Origin of the sequence: Lysobacter luteus (genome assembly GCF_907164845.1) — a bacterium.
GTDB lineage: Bacteria > Pseudomonadota > Gammaproteobacteria > Xanthomonadales > Xanthomonadaceae > Novilysobacter > Novilysobacter luteus.
In genome coordinates this window covers 225469-250256 of the sequence record NZ_OU015430.1, presented here as the reverse complement: position 1 = coordinate 250256, position 24788 = coordinate 225469, and the positions used below count along the sequence as shown (strand labels likewise).

Genomic DNA, 24788 nt, shown 5'->3' with positions numbered 1-24788 from the left:
CCGGCGCCTACTCGCCGCAGAAGCAGTACGCCAGCGACTTCACCGGTACGCCGGCCACCGGCGTGATCGCGCCTTCCAGCAGCTTCAGGTCGGCCGCCGCCTGCGGCACCGCGCGCGCCAGCAGGCCGCGCGCGATGTCTGAATCCGACAGCATGGCCACGCCGATCCGGCTGCTGGCAAAGCCGGTGAACCAGCGCTCGAACGGGGTGGCGGCCTTCTCCAGGTAATGGACCGCGTAGTTGTCCTCCAGCCCGGCGAGCTTGGCGGCGGCGTCGATCGCGGTGTTGAGCCCGCCCAGTTCGTCGACCAGCCCGCGCGCCTTGGCCTGCGAGCCGCTCCACACGCGGCCACGCGCCACCTCGTCGATCGCGGCGACCGGCTGGTCGCGGGCCTGCGCGACCTTGCCGATGAAGTCGCGGTAGCCCTTCTCGATCACCGACTGGATCACCTGGCCAACGGCCGGGTCGAGCTCGCGGGTGATGTTGAACGCGCCCGCGAACGGCGTGGTGCCGACGCCGTCGGTGTTGACGCCGATGCGCTCGAGTGCGCGCGGAATGGTCGGGATCATGCCGAAGATGCCGATCGAACCGGTGATCGTCGACGGGTCGGCGTAGATGGTGTCGGCGTCCATGCTGATCCAGTAACCACCCGAGGCGGCCAGGTCGCCCATCGACACGACGACAGGCTTGCCGGCCTCCTTGAGCGCGACCACCTCGCGGCGGATCTGCTCGGAGGCGAACACTTCGCCGCCCGGGGAGTCGACGCGCAGTACCACCGCCTTGACGTTGCGGTCGTCGCGGGCGTCGCGCAGCAGGGCCGAGGTCGACTCACCGCCGATCGTGCCCGGCGGCTGCTTGCCGCCGGTGATGGAACCGGCCGCGACCACCACCGCGACATGCGGACGCACGTTGGTGACCTGGCCGAGCGCGTTGTCGACGTGGGCCAGGTAACCGGCCATCGAGACCTGGCGGAAGCCACCCTCGGCGTCGGCATCGGCCGCGCCGCGCTCGGCCAGCAGGTCGGCAACCTGCTCGCGGGTCTTCAGGGCGTCGACGAAGCCGTGCTCCAGCGCGTGGCGGGCAAGGTCGCCGTCGACCGCGGCAATCTGCTCGGGCAGCTGCGCGATGCCGGCCGCGATCGTCGCCGGCTCGATCCCGCGCGCCGCGCCGATCCGGGCCAGGTAACGGTTCCAGAGGTCGTTCATCCAGTACAGGTCGGCCTCCTTCGACTCCGGCGACGCCGCGTCGAGCACGAACGGCTCGGCCGCGGACTTGTACTCGCCCACCTTGAACAGGTGCACGTCGACGCCGAGCTTGTCCTGCAGGCCCTCGCGGTAGTACTGGCGGTAGCGGCCCAGGCCTTCGAGCAGCATCCCGCCCATCGGGTCGAGGTAGACCTCGTCGGCCTGGGCGGCGATCAGGTACTGCTCCTGCGACATCATTTCCGAGAAAGCGACCACCTGCTTGCCGCTTTCGCGCAGGCGCACCACCGCCGCGGCGACCTCGCCCCGGCTGGCCATGCCGCCGCCGGTGAGTCCGTCCAGGTCCAGCAGTACGCGCTCAATCCGGTCGTCCTGGCCCGCCTCGTCCAGCGCGCGCAGCAGGTCGCGCAGCTGCACTTCGCCGGCCTCCTCGCCCAGCGCGCGGGTCAGCGCGCGGGTGGCCGGGTCGACGCTGTACTGCTCGACCAGCGCGCCCGTCGGGGCGATCACCAGGGTGGTGCGGTCCAGCAGCGGCTCGGTCCGGTCGCCCGAACCCATCACCGCCAGCAGCAGGAACAGCAGCACGAAGAACAGCAGGTTGAGGATCAACCGGCGGGTGAAGTTCATCGCATCCCACAGGCCGATGAAGAAGCGGGCGATGGGGCCGCGCTGCGGAGTCTGGTTCATTGCGTCGTGGTTCTCATGTGGAACGGCCCGCGGAAATGCGGGCGATGGGCCAGCGTACCCGCTGCGCCGTCGTGGTTCATCGGTCGGAGGTCACCCGCGCCGCGTCCGGGGCGGGGTCCGGACCTGTCTCGTTCAGGATCAGCCGCAGCCGGGCCGGGTCGCTCGAGCGCACGAACCGCAGGGACAGCAGCACCGCCGCGACCAGCAGGCCCGCGATCAGCCCGAGCCACATGCCGCGCGGGCCCCAACCGGTGGTCAGGCCGCCGACGCCGAGCCCGAGCACCGCGCCCAGCGGCATGCCGACCGCCCAGTAGGCCAGTCCTGCCAGCAGCATCGGCACGCGCGTGTCGCCCAATCCGCGCAATGCGCCGGCAGACAGCACCTGCACGCCATCCGGGAACTGGAACGCGGCGGCGTACAGCAGCAGCGTCGCCGCCAGCGCCGCCACCGCGGCATCGTCGGTGTAGAACCCGACGATCCAATCGTTGCCCAGCAACAGCGCCAGCGCCGAGAACGTCTGGGTCGCCAGCACGATCAGGTAGCCGGCGCGCGCGGCGCGGCGCACGCCATCGACATCGGACCGGCCCAGCGCGTGGCCGACCCGCACCGTGGTCGCCTCGGCCAACCCCATCGGGATCATGAAACACAGGCTGGCGACATTGATCGCGATCTGGTGGGCGGCCGCGGGCAGCTCGCCGAGCCGGCCGATCAGCAGTGCGGTCGCAATGAACAGGCCGCCCTCCATCGCCACCGTCACCCCGATCGGCAGGCCGGTCGCGAGCAGCCCGCGGATCGTGTCCCAGCGCGGCGGGTCGAAGCGTGCAAACAGCCGGAGCCCGGCGAAGCGGCTGGAGCGACGCAGGTACAGGAAGAACGCGATCGCCTGCGCCCACATCATCACCGCCGAGGCGATGCCCGGCCCGCCGGCACCGAGCTCGGGAAAGCCGAACGCGCCATAGGTCAGTACGTAGCCGATCGGCACCAGCAGCACCAGGCCGCCGAAGCCGAGCACCATCGTCGGCAGGGTGAAATGCAGGCCGTCGCTGAGGTAGCGCATGCACAGGTACAACGTCAGCGCGGGCACGCCCCAGCGGATGCCGTGGATGAAGTCGATCGCGCCCGGCACGATCGTCGGGGCGATGCCCATCGGCACCAGGGCGTGCGCGGCGGCGGTCATGAAGCCGAACAGGATGATGCCCAGCACGGCCGCCAGCCACATCGCCTGGCGGAACAGCGCGCCGATCTCCGCCCGCCGGCCGGCGCCATCGAGTTGCGACACCGCCGGCGGCAGCGACATCAGCGTGCCCATCGGCACCATCATCGGCAGCCAGAACAGCGCCGTGCCCACCGACACCGCGGCCAGCGTCTCGGTGCCGTGGTGTCCGGCGATCACGCTGTCGACGAAACCGATCAGCCCGGTCGACAGGTGGCCCAGCACCAGGGGTGCGGCGAGCACGGCGCTGCGGCCGACTTCGGTCGACAGGCGCGGGCCGTGTGTCGGCAGGGAGGCATCGGAAGGCATGGGAGAACCGGTCGGGCGACGGCGGCCGCGCCGCCAGGCGGCAGTCGGGCGCTGGCGCCGGGTCGTGGCGGGCCGCTATCTTAGCGCCCGCCATCCACGGCCCCGGGGACAACGCGCATGACCGACCACACGACCGGCAACGCGTCGCACGCGCCGCTGACCCACTGCGAAAACTGCGCCACGGCGCTGCAGGGCGATTTCTGCCACCAGTGCGGGCAATCGGTGCACAACCCGATCCGCCACGCCGGCCACGCGATCGAGGAATTCTTCGAAGCCTTCTGGCACCTCGACGGTCGCCTGTGGCGGACCCTGCGCGACCTGGTCTCGCCCGGGCGCGTGGCCATCAACTACCTCGCCGGCCACCGCCAGCGCTATATCGCGCCGCTGCGGCTGTTCGTGGTGCTGAGCCTTCTGACGTTCTTCATCGGCGCGGCGGCGGTACATATCGACGAGCGCAATGCCAACTTCAACGACAGCCGTGCCCGGTTCGCCCAGGCTGACACGGTCGAGGAAGTGCGGGCACTGGAGGACGCCTTGATGGAGGAGATCCAGCAGGCGCGCATGGCATCCGGAGACGTGCCCGGCGTGGACATGGGACTGGTGGCGGCCGAGGCGGCCATTCGCGGCGCCGCAGCCAACCGGCGCGTCGAACTGGGCGAAGACGGCACCGGGACCGGCAACGCCGCCGCACCGACCACTCGCGACGCGACGACGGCTCCACGTCCGCGCGACAGCGGCCTGCAGCTCAACATGCTGGGCCACACCGGCGTTTGGGACGCCAAGACCAATCCGCTGGTGGTCAGCTGGTGGCCGGGCTTCGCGAACGACTGGCTCAACCGCAAGCTCGGCAACATCGAGCGCACCATGGAGAGCGAGAACTTCGCCTCGCCCGAGTTCTGGGTGCAGGGGCTGATGGCCTCGGCGCCGACCGCCCTGTTCCTGCTGGTACCGGTGTTCGCCGGACTGTTGAAGCTGGTTTACCTGTTCAGCGGGCGCCTGTACCTGGAGCACCTCGTGGTGGCGCTGTACAGCCATGCCTACCTGCTGCTGGCATTGGCGCTGATGTTCGTGGCTTCGCTCGTAGGGAGCTGGCTGGCGCCGTACACGGCGTGGGTGGGCATCGTGGTCGCGCTGGGGTGGTCGCTGGTGATGGTGTGGCTGCCGATCTACCTGCTGCTGATGCAACGCCGCGTCTACCGCCAGGCCTGGTGGCTGACGGCGATCAAGTACCTGGTTGTCGGGAACATCTATTTCCTGATGTTGCTTTTTGCGACGCTGGTGATGTTCATGGCACGGCTGGCGGAGGGCTGACCGCTCAGCGGTGCAGGCGGTCCCACAGCCAGTCGTCGCGGCGCGCGGCGGCGGTCGATACCAGCTCGCGCCGCAGCTGGGCGCGCTCCTGCGGGGGCGTGCGTTGCACCAGTACCGCAAGGTCCTTGCGCTGGCGGGCGGTCATGCCGCGCAGCACGCGCAGGATCTCGTCGTGCTCGGCCACCGGCACCTGCGCCAGCAGCGGTTGCAGCGCGGTGTAGTCGGCGCCCAGGTCGGGGCCGAGCAGCCAGCCGCGGCGCACGCTGGCATCCAGCGCCTGGAACTCGTCGCGCAAGGCCTGCTGCCGGTCGGGAGGCAGCGCCTCGAACCAGCGCGCGGCGGTCCGCACCCGGTCGCGGTCGCGCGCCGGCAGGGCGCTGGCGGCCCGGTACCGCTCGCGCAGGGCGCCGCGCTCGGCCGCCGGCAGCGCATCCCACTCGGCCGCACGCTGCTCGAACGCCGCGCGCTCGGATTCGGTCCATCCGGCCCAGCGCTCGGCGTGACGCTGCAGTCCGGCACGCCGCTCGGGCTGGAGCCGCGGCAACACGTCGTCGAAATCGTCGAGCACCGGCGGCGTGGCCACCGCGGCGGGTGCCAGTCCGGCGAGCACGACGGCCACGACCATCCGGCGCAGGCATGCCTCAACCCGGTTCATTGGCGGTCTCTCCGAGAGGCACCTCGACCATGCCGGCCGCGGCGCCGGCCCCATCGACGCCTCCCTGCAATCCATCTTCCGGCGGAGCCGTCGGTCCGTCTTCACGCACCGGGCCGGGTTCGGCCCCGGGCAGTGGGGTGTTGGCGCCCTGCGCGGCCAGCCAGCTGTGGAACGCGAGCTCGCGGGCGTCCTGCAAACCTTCGGGGTCGGCCAGCAGTTCGAAGTCACGGTGCGAGACCAGCGCGGCGTCGGCGCCGTACCTGGACGCGGGGCCCTGGTCGGCCAGCTGCGAGACGGTTCCGGGTTCGGCCCCGCCGAACCGTTCGGGCCACAGGAAGGTAGCCGCGAACAACAGGGCGGCCAACGCCAGCAGGCCCCTCAGCACCGTCAGTACGCCGCGCGGCGCCGGCCGTCCGGCGACGCCCGGCGCCGGGATCGGTGGCGCGGCATCGCCCGGGGCCGCGGCCACCGCAGCCTCGCGGGCGTGCCCGAGCCGGGCCAGCCGCACCGGCGGCAACGTCTTGATGCGCCGGTGGATGTGCTCGCGCAGGCGCTGCCAGGCGCCGGGGTCCGCGCGGCCGTCGGCCTGGCGCGGGAGCGCGCGTTGCAGCGCCAGTCGGTAGGTGGCCGGCGCGACATCGAGCACCGCCGCCGCTTCCGGCTCGTCCAGCCCTGCCGCGAGCCGCAGCAGCAGGGCGGCACGCGGCCCGCTGCCCAGCCGCGCCAGCTGGTCGCCGGCTTCGAGTTCGACCGCGACCCCGTGGTGTCGTCGCAGGCCGGGCTGCGACAGCAGCAGCGTCCAGAACCGGCGCGGCCACTGGCTCATGGGCTGGCCGGCGGCCTCCGCACGGAACCGGCGCATCGCCTGGGCCAGGGCCGCGTCGCCCGCATCCGCATCGCCGCATTGCAGCTCGGCCAACACCGCGCCACGCCGCTCCACTCCGCGCAGGAAGGCGGCAAGGGCCGGTGGGGCACCCTGCGGGCGGCCCTCGCGGGACGCATTCAACGGATCGGGGCTACTCATCTGACAGCGTCACCATGCACGGATCATAGCGACCGAACCGGCCACGCCGCGTGCTTGACAATCCCGGTAAACCTTCGCGAACGAAGCGTGACGAGGGTTACAGCCAAAACCGGTTGTACACAGACGGGCCAAGGCGCTTCTGAACGGCCCGTTCAGCATCGCCGGACGCCGCGTTGCAGCAATGTTTCACGGCCAAGTCGCTGATTTAACTATGTTTAGCCCGCTTGGCACTTTTTTCACCAACCTGTGTGAAGGGTCGGTGCCACCGGCATTTCGGTCCACCGCCGCCGATCCGTGCACAGACTTATCCACATCCGGTGTGGATAACGGCGAATCCCTTTGTAAAACCGGAACTTGCGCACACTTCATCAGATGACAGACAGTAATGCGGCGCAACTTGCCTGCTTGCAGAGGAGCCCTGCAGGGTGTTGAGCCTGCAGCGCCCAAGGGGTCCGTGCGTCGCTAGACTGATGGCATGTCCCCAGTCGACCCGGCGGCCGGCGTGCTCCTTGTGGCCCTGCCGGTGCCGCTGCCGCGCTTGTTCAGCTATTTCCCCGCCGTGGACGGTCCCGCCGCGGCGGTCGGCGCGCGGGTGCGGGTGCCGTTCGGCCCGCGCGAGCTGGTCGGGGTCGTCACCGCAATCCCTGATGCGCCGGGCGATCCGGGTCCGCTGAAGCCGGTCCACGCGGTCCTGGACTCCACCCCGCTGTTCGCCGGCGAGCTGCTGGCCTCGCTGCGCTGGCTGGCGCGCTACACCCACGCGCCGCTTGGCGAGGTGCTCGCGACCGCCCTGCCCGGCCCGCTCCGGCATGGCGAGCCACTGCCCGACACCGTCCAGCGCGGATGGCAGCTGACCGAGGCCGGCCGCACCGCGATCGATGCAATGCGACCCGGCCGCCCCCGGCAGTTGGCCGAGCGGCTGGCCGCCGACGCGCCGCTGCCAGAGGCGCGGCTCCACGACGATCCCGAGGCCACCGGCTGGCGCGCCGCCGCCCGCACCCTGGCCAGCCGCGGCCTCGCCGAGCAGGTCATCGTCGACCCCGCGCGGCCCCACTCCATCGTGCGGCCGGGACCGCGGCTCAACGAGGGCCAGCAGGCCGCCGTCGATGCGGTGCTGGCCGGCGCCGGGGCCTTCCACCCGGTGTTGCTGGACGGCGTCACCGGCAGCGGCAAGACCGAGGTCTACCTGCACGCGATCGCCGACTGCCTGTCGCGCGGGCGCCAGGCACTGGTACTGGTGCCGGAGATCGGCCTGACCCCGCAGCTGCTGGCGCGCTTTCGCGAGCGGCTCGGGATCACCGTGCACGTGCTGCATTCGGGACTGTCGGATGGTGAGCGCGCGCGTACCTGGGCGGCCTGCCTGCGGGGCGAGGCGCGGGTGGTGGTCGGCACGCGATCGGCGGTCTTCCTGCCGCTGCCCGAAGCCGGCCTGCTGGTGGTCGACGAGGAGCACGACGGCAGCTACAAGCAGCTCGACGGCATCCGCTACCACGCGCGCGACTTCGCCCTGGTGCGGGCGCAGGCGCTCGGGGTGCCGGTGGTGCTCGGCAGCGCGACACCCTCGCTGGAGTCGCTGCGCAACGCCCAGGCCGGCCGCTACGGCTGGCTGCGGTTGCGCCAGCGCGCCGGCAACGCACAGCCGCCGGCGGTGCGGGTGATCGACGTGCGCAAGCGCCCGCTACTGGCCGGGATGTCACCCGAGCTGCTCGACACGATCGACCGGGCGCTCGAGGCCGACGGCCAGGTGCTGGTGTTCCGCAACCGCCGCGGCTACGCGCCGGTGCTGCTGTGCCACGACTGCGGCTGGAGCGCCCAATGCCAGCGCTGCGACGCCGCGATGACGGTGCACGGCGGCGGGCGCCGGCTGCAATGCCACCACTGTGGCGCGCGACGGCCGGTCCCCAATGCCTGCCCCGATTGCGGCGGACTGGCGCTGCAGTCGCAGGGCGCAGGCACCGAACGGATCGAAGAGGCCCTGCGCGAGCGTTTCCCGGAGGTGCCGGTGATGCGCATCGACCGTGGCACGACCCAGCGCCGCGACGCGCTGGAGCGCCACCTGTCCGAGTTCGGCAGTGCGCGCGGGATCCTGGTCGGCACCCAGATGCTGGCCAAGGGCCACGACCTGCCCAACCTGACCCTGGTGGCGGTGGTCGGGATCGACGAGGGGCTGTTCTCGGCCGATTTCCGCGCGCCGGAGAAGCTCGCCCAGCTCCTGATCCAGGTCGCGGGACGGGCAGGGCGCGCCGACCGGCCGGGCGTCGTCGCCCTGCAGACCCACCACCCCGGGCACCCGCTGCTGGCCACCCTGCTGGCCGGCGGCTACGGTGCGTTCGCCACGATCGAACTGGAGCAGCGCGAGGCCGCCGGTTTCCCGCCGTACGCGCACCTGGCGCTGTTACGGGCAGAGGCAAAACAGGTCGAACACGCCGACGGGTTCCTGCAGGCGGCCCGCCGCTGCCTGGAGCAGGCGGCGGACGGATCGTTGGAGCTCAGTGGCCCGTTGCCGGCCCCGATGCCACGCCGCGCCGGCTACCAGCGCAGCCAGCTGCTGCTGTCGTCCGCGGGGCGCCGCGAGCTGCACGCCGCGTTGGACGCCGCACTCCCGGAGATCCATGCCCTGCCTGATGCGCGCCGCGTGCGCTGGTCACTGGACGTGGACCCGGTCGACCTCTACTGAGTGGCAGGGGGTGCCGGCTTGGCGGTCTTGCGCGGACGCTGCGCCGCCTTGCGTGCCTTCGGCTTGTCCCGCACCCAGACACTCTGCTCGTCGCGACGCACCTCGAACAGGTCCGATGCCTCGATCAGGTCGCTGAGCTTGCGGTAGCCGTAATTGCGCGAGTCGAACGAGGCCTGGTTGCCGATCTGCTGGCCCACCGCGCCCAGGTGGGCCCAGCCGTCCTCGCCGCTGGCGAACTCGACTGCGCCCCGCAACATCTGCAACAGCCGTGCGTCGCCGCGCAGCTCGGCCGCGGTGCGCGGCTGCTGGGTGGCGGTGGCCGCGCCACTGTCCTGCTGGCCCAGCGCCTCGACGTAGGTGAACACCGAGCAGGCGTTGACGAACGGGTCCGGCGTCTTCTTCTCGCCGAAGCCGTAGACCTTCACCCCGTCGGTCAGCAGCCGCATCACCAGCGGGGTGAAGTCGGCATCGCTGGAGACGATCGCGAACCCGTCGAGGTTGCGCGCGTACAGCAGGTCCATCGCGTCGATCACCATCGCCATGTCCGAGGCGTTCTTGCCACGGCTGTAGGCGAACTGCTGCACCGGCCGGATCGCGTACTGGTGCAGGCACGCCTCCCAGCTCTTGAGGTGCGGGTTCTTCCAGTCGCCGTAGGCCCGCCGCACGTTGGCAACACCGTGGCGCGCGACCTCCGCGAGGATCACGTCGAGCTTGGCCGCCGGCGCATTGTCGGCGTCGATCAGCAGGGCGATGCGTTTTTCGTCTTGCGCCACCGGCGTGCTCCGAGGGGACTGACCCGAGCCTAGCGCACCGCTGCGCACGGCAGGACAATGGCCGGACGCAACGGAGGGCAGCGATGCACGGGCAACCACACGTGGTGATCGTCGGCGGCGGGTTCGCCGGGCTATGGGCGACCCGGGCGCTCGCCCGCGACGCGGTGCGCATCACCCTGGTCGACCGCCGCAACCACCACCTGTTCCAGCCGCTGCTCTACCAGGTGGCTACCGCCGGCCTGTCGGCGCCCGATATCGCCGCACCGCTGCGGCACATCCTGCGCCGTCAGGGCAATGTCGAAGTGCGGCTGGGCGAGGTGACCGCCATCGATACCGCCGGGCGACAGGTGCGGCTGGCCGATGGCGGCGTGCTCGACTACGATTTCCTGCTGCTGGCCAGTGGCGCCACCCATGCCTACTTCGGCCACGACGACTGGGCCACCGCCGCGCCCGGCCTGAAGACGCTCGAGGATGCGTTGGCGATCCGCCGGCGGGTGCTGCTCGCGTTCGAGCGCGCGGAGGCGGCCAGCGATCCGGACCAGCGCGCGGCCTGGCTGGAGTTCGCTGTCGTCGGTGGCGGACCAACCGGGGTCGAGCTGGCCGGCACCCTGGCCGAGATCGCCCGGCACACCTTGCGCGACGAATTCCGCCGGATCGACCCGGCACAGGCGCGGGTGCGTCTGATCGAGGCCGGTCCGCGGGTGCTGTCATCTTTCCCCGAATCGCTGTCGGCCAAGGCCGCGACCCAGTTGCGACGGCTCGGGGTGGAGGTGGTGACCGGGCGGCCGGTCGCCCACATCGACGACCAGGGCTACACCCTGGAGCTCGGGGACGGGCGGCAGGAGCGCGTGCCGGCGCGCACGGTCCTGTGGGCCGCCGGCGTCGCCGCATCGCCACTGGGCGCGCTGCTGCAGGCCGAGCGCGACCATGCCGGACGGGTGCTGGTGGGGCCCGACCTGTCCATCCCGGGGCGGCCGGAAGTCTTCGTCGCCGGCGACCTGGCCAGCGTGCGGCAGGGCGACCGCGCGGTACCGGGGGTTGCCCCGGCCGCCAAGCAGATGGGTCGCCACGTCGGCGACGCCATCCGCGCGCGGCTCGCGTCGCGGCCCGCGCCTGGGTTCCGCTACCGCGACTTCGGCAACCTCGCCACCATCGGTCGGATGGCCGCGGTGGTCGACCTGCATGGACTGAAGCTGTCGGGCATCGTGGCCTGGTGGTTCTGGCTGGTCGCCCACGTGTTCTTCCTGATCGGCTTCCGCAACCGGCTGGCGGTGCTGACCAACTGGGCCTGGGCGTACTGGACTTACCAGCGCCATGCCCGGATCATCTTCGGCCCATCCCGGCCCCGCGGTGCGACCGGAGACACCGACGACACCGGCGACGCGCCCGCTGAGCGCAGGCGATGAATCACGGGCAATAAAAAGCCCCGCAGGCAGGGGGGGCCGGCGGGGCTGGTGGAACGGGACCTGGGGAGGGGTCTTCGTTCCGGGGGATCACTCCAGGGGAGGGAGAGATCGTCGACAGACGTTGCATCTGTCGAGGCGTAGTTGACCACCCCCGACATGGATGAATCGTGAAGATCCGGGTTAAGAAAATGTTGGGTTCAGGACGGATTCAGAGCGACAGATTCGGTCAAGCGGGAGGCGTCCGGAACCGCTTTGCCACGGGCCTTTCGACCGCGGCGCGGGGGCCTGGGGACCCTCTTTCGTTCAGGCTCGCGTGAAGGGCGGGGCGCCTCAGTGCGCCTCGTCCCAGTCCATGCCCACCCCGCTGTCGACCACCAGCGGCACCTTGAGCTCGGCCGCCGCGGCCATACGGGGGACCACCTCCGCCAACAGGGTATCGACGAACCCTGCCTCGACCTCGAACACCAGTTCGTCGTGCACCTGCATGATCATCAGCGCGGGGGCGTCGCCGCCGCCGCTGCGGTACCCCGCCAGCCAGCCGTCGATGTCGACCATCGCCCGCTTGATGATGTCGGCCGCGGTGCCCTGCATCGGCGCATTGATCGCCGCGCGCTCGGCACCGGCGCGCAGGCCCTGGTTGCGGGCGCTGATGTTCTCCAGGTACAGCCGGCGTCCGAACACGGTCTCCACGTAGCCCTGGTCGCGCGCCTGCTGGCGGGTGCGGTCCATGAACTCGCGCACGCCCGGATAGCGGCTGAAGTACAGGCCGATGTAGTCCTGCGCCTCGCCGCGCGACACGCCCAGCTGCTTGGCCAGGCCGAACGCGCTCATCCCGTACATCAGCCCGAAGTTGATCGCTTTGGCCGCGCGGCGCTCGCCCGGCTCGACCGTCTCCAGGGTTTTGCCGAACACCTCGGCGGCGGTCGCCTTGTGGATATCGGCGCCGGACGCGAACGCACGCAGAAGCGCAGGGTCCTCCGACAGGTGGGCCATGATCCGCAGCTCGATCTGCGAATAGTCGCAGGCGACGATCCGGCGGCCTTCCGGCGCGATGAACGCCTTGCGGATGCGGCGGCCATCGTCGGTGCGGATCGGGATGTTCTGCAGGTTCGGGTCCGACGACGACAGCCGGCCGGTCGCCGCGCCCGACTGGTGGTAGCTGGTGTGCACCCGGCCTGATTCGGCGTTGATCATCAACGGCAGCTTGTCGGTGTAGGTGCTGCGCAACTTGGCCAGGCTGCGGTAGTCCAGGATCACCCGGGGCAGCTCGTGCAGGTCGGCGATCGCCTCGAGCGCCTCCTCGTTGGCCGACGGCTGGCCCTTGGGCGTCTTTACCAGCGCCGGCAGCTTCAACTCCTCGAACAGGAGCGCGCAGACCTGCTTGGGCGAGTCGAGGTTGAACGTGCGCCCGGCCAGCTCGGTGGCGCGCTGCTGGGCGGCGAGCATCCGCGCCCCAAGGTCGGCCGACTGCCGCCGCAGCTCGGCGGCGTCGACCAGCACGCCGTTGGCTTCGACCCGCTCCAGCACCGGTACCAGCGGCACCTCGATCCCGCGGTACACGCGCTCCAGCGCCGGGTCGGCGGCCAGCCGCGGCGACAGCACCCGGTGCAGCCGCAGGGTGATGTCGGCATCCTCGGCGCCATAACGGGTCGCATCGTCGATCGCGACCTGGTTGAAGGTGATCTGCTTGGCGCCCTTGCCGGCCACGTCGGCGTACTTGACGGTTTCGTAACCCAGGTAGCGGCTGGCCAGCGAGTCCATGTCGTGGCGGCTGGCCGTGGCGTTGAACACGAAGCTTTCAAGCATGGTGTCGTCGGCGTAGCCGCGCACCTCGACGCCGTGGCAGCGCAGCACGTGCAGGTCGTACTTGCCGTTGTGGCCGACCTTGCGCCGGCCCGGATCGGCCAGCAGCGGCCGCAGCGCCGCCAGCACCACCTCGCGGTCCAGCTGCGCGGGCGCGCCGGGGTAGTCGTGCCCGAGCGGGATGTAGCACGCGCGGCCAGGCTCGACCGCCAGGCTCAGCCCCACCAGCCGCGCACACAGCGCGTCGAGCGAGTCGGTCTCGGTGTCGAAGGCGAACTCGTCAGCGGCCTCCAGGCGCGCGACCCATTCGCGCAGCTGCGATTGGTTGAGCACGGTCTCGTACTCGCCCGGCGCCGACAGCGCCGGGTCGACCGCGGCCGGCGCGGTGGCGGCGCGGGCATAGCCGGCGGCGGTGTTGCGCACGCCAGCGCGGTCGGCGGCGGCATCGCCGGCCACGGTGCCATTGCCGGCGTCGAGCTCTCGCAGCGCCTGCTTGAAGCCGTAGCGCGCGTACAGCACGCGCAGCGCGTCGGCGTCGCGTTCGCGCAGGGGCAGCTCGTCGTGATTGCGCTCCAGCTCAAGGTCCGTGCGGATGGTGGTGAGCGTGCGGTTGAGCGGCAGCCGGTCGAGCACCGCCCGCAGGTTGTCGCCGATCTTGCCCTTGATCGCGTCGGCGTTGGCGATGACCCCGTCGAGCGTGCCGTACTCGGCCAGCCACTTGGCGGCGGTTTTCGGACCGCACTTCTCGACACCGGGGATGTTGTCGATCTTGTCGCCCATCAGCGCGAGGTAATCGATGATCTGGTCGGCGCGCACCCCGAACTTGTCGATCACCGCCTGATCGCTGTCGAGCCGGCTGCCGCTCATCGTATTGACCATCACGATGCCGGCGCACTCGTCGCCGTCGACACTCACGCAGGGCCGCACGAGTTGGGCGAAGTCCTTGTCGCTGGTGGACACCGTCACATCGACACCGGCATTGGCGGCCTGCACCGCCAGCGTGCCGATGACATCGTCGGCCTCGACGTCGGGCACGCGGATGATGTCGATCCCCAGCGCCTGGACGATGTCGCACATCGGCTGCACCTGCGCACGCAGCTCGTCGGGCATCGGCGGGCGGTTGGCCTTGTACTGCGGGTCGAGGTCGTCGCGGAACGTCTTGCCCGGTGCGTCGACCACGTAGGCGATGTAGTCCGGCTGCTCCTTCAGGTGCGCGCGCAGCATGTTGACCACGCCGAACAGCGCACCGGTCGGCTCGCCTGCGTCGTTGGTCAGGGGAGGCAGCGCGTGGAAGGCGCGATAGAGGTAGCTGGAGCCGTCGATCAGGACTAGTCGTTTCATGACCCGGATTCTACGGGCGGCCGCCGGGGGCCGCTGGCGGCCCGGCTGCCCTTCGCGGCCCGGGGGTTATGCTGGATGCGCCAGCCCCACCCCGCCCTCGCGCGGACGTCCCGCTCCGTCGCCCACCACACCAGACGAGGCCCCCGCCATGCGCACCGCACTGCTCGCACCGCTCGCCCTGACCCTCGCGCTCGCCGCCTGCGCCACCACGCCCGCGGACCCCACCGCCGGGCTGCAGGACCCCGACGTCACCCGCACCGTTGCCGAGAACGGCGACGTGATCGAGCAGTACCGCGTCAATGGCCAGCTCAAGGTGGTCAAGGTCACGCCGTCGCGCGGGCCGGTGTACTACCTGATGGACCAGGACGGCGACGGGCGCCCCGACGACGAAGGCCCGGTGTCACCGGTATGGTGGAAGCTGTTCGACTGGAACTGACCGAGGGCTTCCCGTGAAAGGCTTTGTAGACGACATCGAGAAACTCACCACCGGAAACAGCGACTTCCGCCGCGTGCTGTACACCGGCAAGCACATGCAACTGGTCCTGATGGCGATCCCGCCCGGCGGGGAAATCGGCGCCGAGGTCCACGACACCCACGACCAGTTCCTGCGGGTCGAGGAAGGGCGCGGCGAGGTGGTCATCGACGGCACCACCTCCGCGATCGCCGACGACTTCGCGATCATCGTTCCGGCGGGCGCCCGCCACAACGTCATCAACACCGGGGACACGCCGCTCAAGCTGTACACGCTGTACGCGCCGCCCGAGCACCGCCTGGACGTGGTTCACCCGACCCAGCCCGACGCCGAGTCCGACGACGAGCATTTCGACGGCCGCACTACCGAGTAGCCGGCCCGGGACTCACGCAGACGGCCGGCCCTGCGCCGGCCGTCTGTCGTTGCGGACACGCCCGCTTCGCGTCGGCTTTACACCGCGCGCGGATAGTCGGGGGTCCCACCGTCATGGAGACAGCGATGCCGTACGACCGGATCTCCGACCTCCCCGACTCCGTCCGCGACAACGTGCCCAAGCACGCGCAGGAGATCTACAAGGAGGCGTTCAACAGCGCCTGGGACGAGTACAGCGATTCCGACGACCGCCGCGGCGACGCCTCTCGCGAAGAGACCGCGCACAAGGTCGCGTGGAACGCCGTCAAGCAGAAGTACGAGAAGGGTGATGACGACAAGTGGCACGCCAGGTAGGCGTCGCTTGCTTCCCGCACCGCGTTACCCCGGCTGCAGGTTGGCGTAGGCGAGCACCAGCCACTTGCTGCCGGCCTCGTCGAAGTTGACCTGCACCCGCGCATGCGCGCCGCTGCCTTCGAAGTCGGTGACCACGCCGGTCCCGAACGTCGCGTGGCGCACATTGGCCCCCAGTGGCAGCGCTGGCGCTTCGATCGCTGCATGTCCGAAGTTGCGGCGCGGCGCGGCACCGCCCATCGGCCGCGACACCTGCACTTTTGGCCGCACTTCGTGCAGCAGTGCCGGCGGGATCTCGCGCAGGAAGCGTGAGGGAATGCCGTACATCTCCTGCCCGTGGATGCGGCGCGCCTCGGCGTAGCTGAGTACCAGCTTCTCGCGGGCGCGGGTGATGCCCACATACGCCAGGCGACGCTCCTCCTCGAGCCGGCCCGATTCCTCGATCGACTTGGCGTTCGGGAACAGGCCCTCCTCCAGTCCGGCCAGGAACACCAGCGGGAACTCCAGCCCCTTGGCGCTGTGCAGCGTCATCAGCTGCACGCCGTCCTCACCGGCCTGGGCCTGGCCCTCGCCGGCCTCGAGCGAGGCGTAGCTGAGGAACGCAACCAGCTCGGGCATTGCTGCCGCGTCCTCCTCGTCATTGCGGGTGAAGCGCGACGCGACCGACACCAGTTCGTCCAGGTTCTCGGTACGTGAGTCGAGCTGTCCCTTGGACTCGCGCGCGTAATGCTCGCGAAGCCCTGATCGCGCCAGCACGTGGTCGATCTTCTCCGGCAGCGGCATCTCGGCGACGTCGGCCTCCAGGCCATCGATCAAGGCAATGAAACCGGCCAGCGCATTGCGCGCGCGCGCCGCCAGCACCGGCTCGGAGGCCAGCCAGCGGGCGGCGACCATCAGCGGCGCGCCGTCCGCGCGGGCGCGACGACGCACCTCGTCCAGCGTGCGTTCGCCGATGCCGCGCGTCGGCGTGTTGACCGCGCGCTCGAACGCGGCATCGTCGGCGCGGTTGGCGACCAGCCGCAGGTAGGCCAGAGTGTCCTTGATCTCGGCGCGCTCGAAGAAGCGCTGGCCGCCGTAGACGCGATAGGGCACCTGTTCGGAGAGCAATGCCTCTTCGAACGCACGCGATTGGGCATTGCTGCGATAGAGGATCGCGACCTCGCCGTGGCTGCCGCCGTCGCGCACCCACTGGCGCAGGCGCTCGACCACGAAGCGCGCCTCGTCGATCTCGTTGTAGGCCGCGTACAGGTCGACCGGCTCCCCGCTGCCGCTGTCGGTCCACAGCTTCTTGCCCAGGCGCTCGGGGTTGTGCGCGATGACCGCGTTGGCGGCATCGAGGATGTTGGCGCTGGAGCGGTAGTTCTGCTCGAGCTTGATCGTTTGCGCCCCCGGAAAATCCTTCAGGAAACGCTGCACGTTCTCGACCTTGGCCCCGCGCCAGCCGTAGATCGACTGGTCGTCGTCGCCGACCACGAACACCTTGCCGCCGTCACCCGCGAGCAGGCGCACGAACCCGTACTGGATCGCGTTGGTGTCCTGGAACTCGTCGACCAGGATCTCTCCGAACCGATGCCGGTAATGCGCCAGCAGCGCCGGGTTGTCGCGCAGCAACTCGTGCGCGCGCAGCAGCAACTCGGCGAAGTCGACCAGGCCGGCGCGGTCGCAACGCTCCTGGTAGGCGGCGTAGCAGCGGCGCATGACATCGGCCCACTGGTCGTTCGCATCGGGCTGCAGGTGCTCCGGCCGACGGCCCTCGTCCTTCTGCGCATTGATCCACCACGCGATCTGGCGTGGCGGGAAACGGCTGTCGTCCAGTTCCAGTGCCTGCACGACGCGCTTGACCAACCGCAGCTGGTCGTCCGAGTCGAGCACCTGGAAGCCTTCCGGCAGCCTGGCCTCCTGCCAGTGCAGCCGCAGCAGCCGGTGGGCCAGTCCGTGGAAGGTGCCGATCCACATGCCGCGGGTACCGCCGCCGAGCTGGGCGTCGACACGCTGGCGCATCTCGGCCGCGGCCTTGTTGGTGAAGGTGACCGCGAGGATGCCGTGGGTCGGCACCCCGAACACTTCGTGCAGCCAGGCGATCCGATGGGTCAGCACCCGGGTCTTGCCGGAGCCGGCGCCGGCGAGCACCAGGTAGTGGCCTGGAGGCGCGGAAACGGCCTCGCGCTGCGCCGGGTTCAGCGCGTCGAGCAGGTGGGAAACATCCATCCGCGCATTCTACCGGCGCGCGTCGCATGGCCTGCGCCACGCGACCTGGCAGGGGTCAGGACAGCACCCGCTCCCGTTCATCCCCGTCGGCGGCGAGCAGCCGCGCCGGCCGGGTCTGGTGCATCAGGCGGTGGAGGTCGGCTTCCAGCCGGTCGATACGTGCGCTGATGCCCGCCGTTTCCGCCGCATCCAGGTGGACCAGGCCTTCCAGCAGCATCGCCACGTTGTCCAGGCGCAGCTTCTGGTCATGCAATGCCTGCCGCTGGTAGCGGCCGTCGACATCCCGGGGGTCGCGGGCACGGGAGCGGCCGCGCTGTTCCCGCAACACGCGGTGCAGGCGCTCGGCGCCGCGGCGGTCGCTGCCGGACCATGGCCGGCCCCTGCCGGAAACGGTTTCCCGCCAGGTCGCGAAACTCTTGCGCGGGGCCAGCCGCTGGCCGTCGTCGGTGGCCACCAGCGCCTTGTGCGGTTGGCCGGCCCAGCTCACCTCCTCGACCTGTTCGACCCGGAACAGGAACAGCCATTCACCCGGCGCGCCCAGGTTGATCGCCAGCAGCCCGGCCAGGCCGGGCGCGGCGAGCGCGGGGGTGTTCCAGTCGTCGGCGCGGTCGGTCATCACCACCTCGTCCGGGCCGTGGCCCGCCGCCCACGCCAGCAGTGGCGCGGGATCACGCGACGCGGGCGCGCGGCCGCTGGCATGCCAGCGCCCGGCGACCGCGAGCCCGGCGCCATCGCATTCGAGCACCTCGCGGACGAGCTCGAGTTCATCGGCCAGCGCCTGGTCGAAATCGCGCGCCTGTGCCAGCCGCACCACCATCGCCTCGCGCAGCCGCTGGGCCCGGTCGAACCGCTCCATCGTGCGCTCCTGCTCGCGGGCGGCGACGCGCATCGAGACGAACATGCCAAACAGGTCGGCCGCCGCGCGTGCGCTGGCCGACACCCGTCGCGGCACGCGGTGGTGGCATGCGATCAGCCCCCACAGGCGGCCACCGCTGATGATCGAGATCGACATCGACGCCGCGACGCCCATGTTGCGCAGGTACTCCAGGTGGACCGGCGCCACGCTGCGCAGCACGTGCTGGCTGAGGTCGAGCGGCGCACCGGAGGCGTCGGCCCCCGGCACGACCGGCACCGCCTCGTACGACGCGTCAGGAATGATCCGGATGCGGTTGCGCAGGTACAGCGCGCGCGCCGGCGGCGGGATGTCGGTGGCCGGGTAACGCAGGCCCAGGTAGGGCTCCATGCCGTCGGCGGCGACCTCGGCAATGACCTCCCCGGAGTCGTCCTCGCGGAAGCGGTAGACCATGACGCGGTCGTAGCCGGTCAGCCCGGCCACCTGCGCCGCCACCTGCCGGAAGAAGTCGTGGCCGACATCGTCCTGTCCTAGCTGGGCGATCATCCGTTGCGCGATCGCCGTCGGAGCGCGCGTGTCGCCGCGCGTCGGCTGCGGCTCCAGTTCGATGTGCAGCAGGCCATCGACCGCATGCACGGTGACATCGCAGATCGTCATCAAGGCGCCGACGTTCGCGGTGCATACGCGCTGGGCCGTGGCGTCGCCGGTCGCGAGGGCCGCGATCGCGTCGGACACCTGCGACAGCACGTCCTCCTCGATGAACTCGTTGACCGGCTGGCCGACCAGCTCGCCGGGCAGCATGCCCAGCAGCGTTTCCACGTTTGCGGAGACGTGCCGGATGCGCCAGTCAGCCAACGAGCAACTCACCAGGTAGCCGTGCGGCTGGATTGCCCCCGACAGGTGCACCGGTGCCCGGAGACATGCGTCCAGGTCGAAGTTGCCGTTGGCTGCCGGGTCGATCATCGAAGCTCCTCCAGACCACCGAAGGCGGCCTCTGCGGTTGCGAATGTGGCCACCGCCGCGGCGCGGCAACGGTCGGTCTGGTGCGGATCGAGGCGGGCGGCGTCCAGGGACGCCAGCACGCCGTTCCACATGGAGCCCTGCGCGAAGACGTGCAGGAAAGACGCGGCACGGCCCGGGCCGAAGCCCAGTGCTTCGGCCTGGCGGGCCAGCTGGCGCGCGCCGACCGATGCACCGCCGACGACATAGGCCACGCCCAGACGGGACGGCTCATCCGTCGCCGGCAGCGGCGCCGCCAAGCTCGGTGTCGGCCCGACAGCCAGGGCCCGCATGTCGTCGGCGAGCAGGGCCTGCAGCGGGGCCATCGGCCACGCCGGCAGCAGCGCGTCCTCGCAGGCGGCGAGGAAGCGCTGCATTCCGCCCAGGTAGCGTTGGTAGGTTTCCAGGTCGGCGATGCCACCGCCGAGCAGTGCGTCGACACGGGCGTGCGCGTCGTGGGTGTCCTGGCGAAGCGTTGTCCGAAGCGGGGATGGCGTCATCCGGGAAACGATACGTCAGCCCCGATGAATTGGGCCTCCATGCCTGCCCGGCAGCTGAACCTGCCTGCCCCGGTCAATGCGCGGCGGCAGGCTTGGCCGGGTGCATGAGCTTGTCGGTCCAGGCGATGCCGATCGCCGACAGGATGAACACGCAGTGGATGACGGTCTGCCAGACCACGCCGTCGGCGGTCGTGCTGGTGCATACCTTCGTCGCCATTGCACCCGCATTGGCGGCGGCGAACTCGGCCGCCTGCACGGCGGCGACCAGCGCGTCCGGGGTGCCGCACAGCGGCAGGCCGCTGCCGACCGTACCCGCCTCGATGAAGGTCTTGAGCAGGTGGATCGAGCTGATGCCGATGATCGCCATCGCCAACTTGACCTTGAGCACGCTGGCGTTAACGTGGCTGAGCCACTCGGGCTGGTCCGGATGCCCTTCCAGTCGCAGCCGGGACACGAACGTCTCGTAGCCGCCGACGATCACCATCACCAGCAGGTTGGAGATCATCACCACGTCGATCAGCCCCAGCACGATCAGCATGATCCCCTGTTCGCTCAGGGTGTTGGCATCGGTGATCAGGTGCAGCAGTTCCTTGACGAACAGGAACACGTAGACGCACTGGGCGATGATCAGGCCCAGGTACAGCGGCAGCTGCAGCCAGCGCGAGCTGAAGATCAGCGTCGGCAGCGGGCCGAGCGGGCTGGGCAGTGTGGAGCGGGTGTCGGTCATTGGCGGGAGTCGTGAAAGGACGCGGAATAGTAAGCGGTCAGTCCCGGCCCGCACCCATCCGGTACTGCCTGGGCGGGGTGGCGCCCATCAGGTGCTCGACGAAGTAGTCCCAGCGGCGGCGGGTCATGTAGTCACTGTCCTCGCCGAAGCCGTGGCGCGCATGCGGGAAAAGCAACAGGTCGAAGTCCTTGTTGGCCTTGATCAGCGCATCGACCACCAGCAGCGTGTTCTGCGGCGGGACGTTGTCGTCCATCATCCCGTGCGCGAGCAGCAGCTTGCCCTTGAGGTTGCCGGCACGGGCCTGGTTGGCCTGGGCGTCGTAGTTGCTGTTGCCCTCGGCGTCGACCACTTCGAGCCCCTGCCACTTCTCGGCCCAGTCGTCCTCGTAGACCCGGTTGTCGTGGTTGCCGCTCTCGCTGATCCCGACCTTGTAGAAATCGGGGTAGGTGAACATCGCGTCCGCCGTCGCGTAACCGCCGCCGGAGTGGCCCCAGACGCCGACGCGATCGAGGTCCATCCAGGGATGGCGCTCGGCGAGCTGCTTCAGGCCGGCGACCTGGTCGGGCAGGGTGTTGTCGCCAATGTCGCCGTCGAACGCGTCGTGGAAACGCTTTGAACGCCACGGCGTGCCGAGGCCGTCGATCGCGACGACGACAAAACCGAGTTCCGCCAGCGCCTGGTGGTCGATCCGCGCGGCGGTGAAGCTGCGCCCGCGCACGGACCCGGTCTGTGGACCCGGGTAGATGTAGTTGACCACCGGGTACTTCTTCGACGGATCGAGGTCGGTCGGCGTGAACATCATCCCGTACAGCGTCGTGCGCCCATCCCGGGCGGTCACCGTGATGGGCGTGGGCGGCACCCAGCCGGTGGCGCGCAGCCGGCTGTCGTCGGCGCTGGCCACCGTGGCGATGGTGCGGCCGTCGTCGCTGGCGCGCAGCACGGTCACCGGTGGCACCGTCGGGGTGGAGTAACTGTCGACGAAGTAGGTGCCGTCCGGCGACAGGGTCACCGTATGGTTGGCGTCCTCGGGGGTCAGCAGCGTGGCGTCGCCGCCATCGAGCGACGCCTTGTAGAAATGCTGGTAGTACGGGTTTCGACCGTCTTCCATGCCGACGCCGCGGAACCAGACGGTGCGGCTGTCGGGGTCCACTCGCAGCACCTGGGTGACGTTGCCCTCGCCCGCGGTGATCGCATGCTTGAGCGTGCCGCTGGCCAGGTCGTACAGGTACAGGTGGCCCCAGTCGCTGCGCTCGGAGAACCAGATGAACTCGTTGGATCCGGGCAGGTACTTCCAGTTGACCCGGCCGTTGCCGGATTCGAAGTAGGTCGGCACGTGCTCGTGGTAGACCGTGCGGACGGCGCCGGTGGCGGCGTCGGCGACGCGCAGCCAGGTGTCCTTGTGGTCGCGCGACGTCGAGGCGAACGCGATCGACGCGCCATCCGGCGCCCACTGCACGTCCTCCCAGCCGCCGTAGCAGCTGACGTCGTCGCAAAGGGTCGAGCGGTGCTGCTCGGGCGGCAGGTCGAGACGCACCAGCTTGCGTGCCGGCACGTCGATGATGACCCGCTCGATCATGGTGACGTGCTCGTCGCCGACGAAGGGGTACTTCCAGCGCTCCACCTCGGGCGCACCGGCGCGGGTGCCAACCAGCACCATCTCGCTGGTGCGGCGCTGGTCTTGGCGGAAGGTGGCGATCCTGTTCGAGTCCGGCGACCACACCAGGATCGGCCGGTCGCTGTGGGTCCAGCCGGCGTTGTCGGTGGCGTAGCCGTAGTCGGTGGTTCCGTCGGTCGTCAGGGGCGTCTCGACGCCGGTGGCGGTGTCGCGCACCCACAGGTTCCAGTCGCGGATGAACGCGGCGAGCCGGCCGTCCGGGGACTCGACCACCGGGGCATTGCTGCCGGGCGCGTCGTCGCCGGCGGGCTTGCGGGTCGCGGTGCCGCTGGCGGCCTCGCAGACCGGTTCGCCCTGCAGGTCGCACAGGTAATGCTGCTTGCCCAGGGCGACGTCGAAGCGGCCGTCGTCGGTGATCTCCAGGCCGCTGACCGGCAGCTTGGCGGCGTCCATCGGCTTGCCGCTGGCGTCGGCCAGCGCACCGGCAAGTGCCTCGTGGTCGAACGCATCGGCGATCGTGCCGGTGGCGGCGTCGGCCCGGCGGAAGTGGTCGCCGGCGGCATCGTGGTCCTTGAACCAGAAATGGCGGTCGTCCAGCCAGACCACGGTACTGACGGCGTGGTCGAGCAGCGGCGTGGTGTTGTAGCCCATGAAGCGCTCGGCGCGGGCGTAGTCGGCATCGGTATAGACCTTGCCAGGCTCCTGCGCGGCGGCCGGCAGCGCGGCCAGCATCAGGCCACCGATGATTGCGCCGGTCAGGCGCGGCTTGCGGTTCATGACACCCATGCGGTTCCCCAGGTCGGACGGTTGCGGGCACCGGCCGTGCGCACGGTGCCGGACCAACCTTACCGGAACGACAGCGGGGCCTGCTGCGACCAGCCAGGTCACCCGCGACAGCATCCGGCGGTGGCCGATCAGCCGTGCCCAGCGGGTGCCGACGTCGCGCGTCCGCCTGTTCAGCCCGTGGGCGCTGGCATACTTCGTTGCGTCTCACGCCGGGCGGCCATGCTCGGCCGTCCACCGCCAGAACTCCATCGAACCAGGAAGCCCGAGTGCCGCCAGCGTCCCCGTATCCACCCATGGCCCCGATCGCGATCCGCGCGTTTACCGCGACGACCGCGCTGGGCCGCGGTGCCGGGGCGCAGCACCGCGCCCTGCTCGACCGCCGCAGCGGCCTGCGCCCCAACGATTTCGGCCCGTTGGGCGAGGACGGGGCACCGCTACCGTGCTGGATCGGCCGGGTCGAGGGAGTCGAAGATGTCGCGTTGCCGGCCGGCGCCGAACGCTGGGATTGCCGGAACAATCGGCTGGCGTGGCTGGCCCTGCAGCAGGACGGCCTGCCCGATGCGATTGCCGCGGTGGTCGCGCGCCATGGCGCCGAGCGCGTCGCGACCGTCATCGGCACCTCGACGTCGTCCATCGGCGAAACCGAGCAGGCCTACCGCCGCCTCGCCACCGGCAATGACGGCGCGCCGGCATTCCCCACCGACATCGCCCGGCCGATCGTCCACACGGTGCACGCCACCGGCGATTTCGTGCAGCACGTGACCGGGCTCCGGGGTCCGTGCGTGACGGTCGCCACCGCGTGTTCGTCCAGCGCCAAGGTCTTCGCCCAAGCCGCGCGCCTGATCGACGCCGGCCTCGCCGATGCGGCCCTCGTCGGCGGCGTCGATACCCTCTGCGGCAGCGTGCTGTACGGCTTCAACTCGCTGCAGCTGGTGTCCGCCGCACCATGCAGGCCATTCGATATCGCGCGCGATGGCCTGTCACTCGGCGAGGCGGGCGGCTACGCCGTGCTCGAACGCGCGGACGGCGGTGGCCCCGGCCTGCAACTGCGTGGCTACGGCGAGTCCAGCGACGCCCACCACATGTCGACCCCGCACCCGGAAGGCCTGGGTGCGCGGCTCGCGATGCGCGACGCACTGGCGCGCGCCGGCATCGATGCCTCGCAGGTCGGCTACCTCAACCTGCACGGGACCGCCACGCCGGCGAACGACAGCATCGAGGCGGCCGCGGTGGCGTCGATGTTCCCCCCGACCCTGCACGCCAGCTCGACCAAGGGATGGACCGGCCACACCCTCGGTGCGGCCGGCATCGTCGAGTCGGTGTTCGCGCTGCTCGCGCTGGAGCACGGCACCCTGCCCGGCATCCTCAACAGCGACTCGCCCGACCCGGCCTGCGGCCCGCAGATCCGGTTCGCGAACGCCGCCGGCGAGGTCGCGTACGCGATGAACAACTCGTTCGGTTTCGGCGGCAACAACTGCTCGCTGGTGTTCGGGAGGGCGCGATGA

18 protein-coding genes are annotated in these 24788 nt (G+C 70.5%); 7 read left to right on the top strand and 11 right to left on the bottom strand.

The window, feature by feature from the left end; genetic code table 11:
• Window positions 1-7: 7 nt before the first annotated feature.
• Both sppA and KOD61_RS01175 read right to left on the bottom strand, forming a co-directional pair.
• A complete protein-coding gene (gene sppA, locus KOD61_RS01180; protein ID WP_215219269.1) occupies window positions 8-1888 on the bottom strand; it encodes a signal peptide peptidase SppA in 1881 nt (626 codons plus the stop codon).
• A 76-nt stretch (window positions 1889-1964) separates the two neighbouring features.
• The gene (locus tag KOD61_RS01175) at window positions 1965-3410 is read right to left on the bottom strand and encodes an MATE family efflux transporter (RefSeq protein ID WP_215219268.1); all 1446 of its coding nucleotides are present in this window, start codon (window positions 3408-3410) and stop codon (window positions 1965-1967) included.
• Window positions 3411-3527: 117 nt separating this feature from the next.
• On the opposite strand from KOD61_RS01175, the gene KOD61_RS01170 reads away from it, so the two are divergent.
• Window positions 3528-4721 (top strand): DUF3667 domain-containing protein, encoded by a 1194-nt coding sequence (locus tag KOD61_RS01170; protein ID WP_215219267.1) that lies wholly within the window; start codon window positions 3528-3530, stop codon window positions 4719-4721.
• 4 nt (window positions 4722-4725) lie between these two features.
• On the opposite strand, the gene KOD61_RS01165 is transcribed toward KOD61_RS01170, so the two are convergent.
• Both KOD61_RS01165 and KOD61_RS01160 read right to left on the bottom strand, forming a co-directional pair.
• Window positions 4726-5376 carry a DUF3106 domain-containing protein gene (locus KOD61_RS01165; RefSeq protein WP_215219266.1) on the bottom strand — a complete coding sequence of 217 codons (651 nt, stop codon included), beginning with the start codon at window positions 5374-5376 and terminating at the stop codon, window positions 4726-4728.
• The gene (locus KOD61_RS01160) at window positions 5363-6400 is read right to left on the bottom strand and encodes a hypothetical protein (protein WP_215219265.1); all 1038 of its coding nucleotides are present in this window, start codon (window positions 6398-6400) and stop codon (window positions 5363-5365) included. The genes KOD61_RS01165 and KOD61_RS01160 overlap by 14 nt, the downstream gene beginning before the upstream one ends.
• 475 nt (window positions 6401-6875) lie before the next feature.
• Here KOD61_RS01160 and KOD61_RS01155 point away from each other — a divergent pair, with 475 nt between their 5' ends.
• Window positions 6876-9077: a primosomal protein N' gene (locus tag KOD61_RS01155; protein WP_215219264.1), complete on the top strand. Its 2202-nt coding sequence runs from the start codon at window positions 6876-6878 to the stop codon at window positions 9075-9077.
• On the opposite strand, the gene KOD61_RS01150 is transcribed toward KOD61_RS01155, so the two are convergent.
• Window positions 9071-9850, bottom strand: a complete 780-nt coding sequence (locus tag KOD61_RS01150) for an NYN domain-containing protein (RefSeq protein ID WP_215219263.1) — start codon at window positions 9848-9850, stop codon at window positions 9071-9073. The genes KOD61_RS01155 and KOD61_RS01150 overlap by 7 nt on opposite strands.
• An 83-nt stretch (window positions 9851-9933) precedes the next feature.
• Between KOD61_RS01150 and KOD61_RS01145 the strand changes: the two genes are divergently transcribed.
• Window positions 9934-11256, top strand: coding sequence for an NAD(P)/FAD-dependent oxidoreductase (locus KOD61_RS01145; protein WP_215219262.1), 1323 nt, complete (start codon window positions 9934-9936; stop codon window positions 11254-11256).
• A 330-nt stretch (window positions 11257-11586) separates the two neighbouring features.
• Here the strand turns inward: KOD61_RS01145 and polA are convergent, their stop codons facing one another.
• A complete protein-coding gene (gene polA / locus KOD61_RS01140) occupies window positions 11587-14400 on the bottom strand; it encodes a DNA polymerase I (protein WP_215219261.1) in 2814 nt (937 codons plus the stop codon).
• 148 nt (window positions 14401-14548) lie between these two features.
• On the opposite strand from polA, the gene KOD61_RS01135 reads away from it, so the two are divergent.
• The 3 genes from KOD61_RS01135 to chaB all read left to right on the top strand — a co-directional run bounded on the left by KOD61_RS01135 (window position 14549) and on the right by chaB (window position 15598).
• Window positions 14549-14836, top strand: coding sequence for a DUF2782 domain-containing protein (locus KOD61_RS01135; RefSeq protein ID WP_215219260.1), 288 nt, complete (start codon window positions 14549-14551; stop codon window positions 14834-14836).
• 13 nt (window positions 14837-14849) lie between these two features.
• Window positions 14850-15245: a cupin domain-containing protein gene (locus KOD61_RS01130; protein ID WP_215219259.1), complete on the top strand. Its 396-nt coding sequence runs from the start codon at window positions 14850-14852 to the stop codon at window positions 15243-15245.
• A gap of 125 nt (window positions 15246-15370) precedes the next feature.
• Complete coding sequence (chaB, locus tag KOD61_RS01125) at window positions 15371-15598, top strand: putative cation transport regulator ChaB (protein WP_215219258.1); 228 nt, start codon at window positions 15371-15373, stop codon at window positions 15596-15598.
• 24 nt (window positions 15599-15622) lie between these two features.
• Here the strand turns inward: chaB and uvrD are convergent, their stop codons facing one another.
• From uvrD to KOD61_RS01100, 5 genes are all read right to left on the bottom strand, one after another.
• A complete protein-coding gene (gene uvrD / locus KOD61_RS01120) occupies window positions 15623-17803 on the bottom strand; it encodes a DNA helicase II (protein WP_215219257.1) in 2181 nt (726 codons plus the stop codon).
• A 55-nt stretch (window positions 17804-17858) separates the two neighbouring features.
• Window positions 17859-19619: a GAF domain-containing protein gene (locus KOD61_RS01115; RefSeq protein ID WP_215219256.1), complete on the bottom strand. Its 1761-nt coding sequence runs from the start codon at window positions 19617-19619 to the stop codon at window positions 17859-17861.
• Window positions 19616-20155, bottom strand: a complete 540-nt coding sequence (locus KOD61_RS01110; protein ID WP_215219255.1) for a biliverdin-producing heme oxygenase — start codon at window positions 20153-20155, stop codon at window positions 19616-19618. The genes KOD61_RS01115 and KOD61_RS01110 overlap by 4 nt, the downstream gene beginning before the upstream one ends.
• Before the next feature lie 73 nt (window positions 20156-20228).
• Window positions 20229-20882 (bottom strand): TIGR00645 family protein, encoded by a 654-nt coding sequence (locus tag KOD61_RS01105; protein WP_215219254.1) that lies wholly within the window; start codon window positions 20880-20882, stop codon window positions 20229-20231.
• Between the two features lie 37 nt (window positions 20883-20919).
• Entirely contained in the window at window positions 20920-23283 is a 2364-nt protein-coding gene (locus KOD61_RS01100) for a S9 family peptidase (protein WP_407074552.1), read from the bottom strand.
• Between the two features lie 293 nt (window positions 23284-23576).
• Between KOD61_RS01100 and KOD61_RS01095 the strand changes: the two genes are divergently transcribed.
• Window positions 23577-24788, top strand: coding sequence for a beta-ketoacyl-[acyl-carrier-protein] synthase family protein (locus tag KOD61_RS01095; RefSeq protein ID WP_215219252.1), 1212 nt, complete (start codon window positions 23577-23579; stop codon window positions 24786-24788).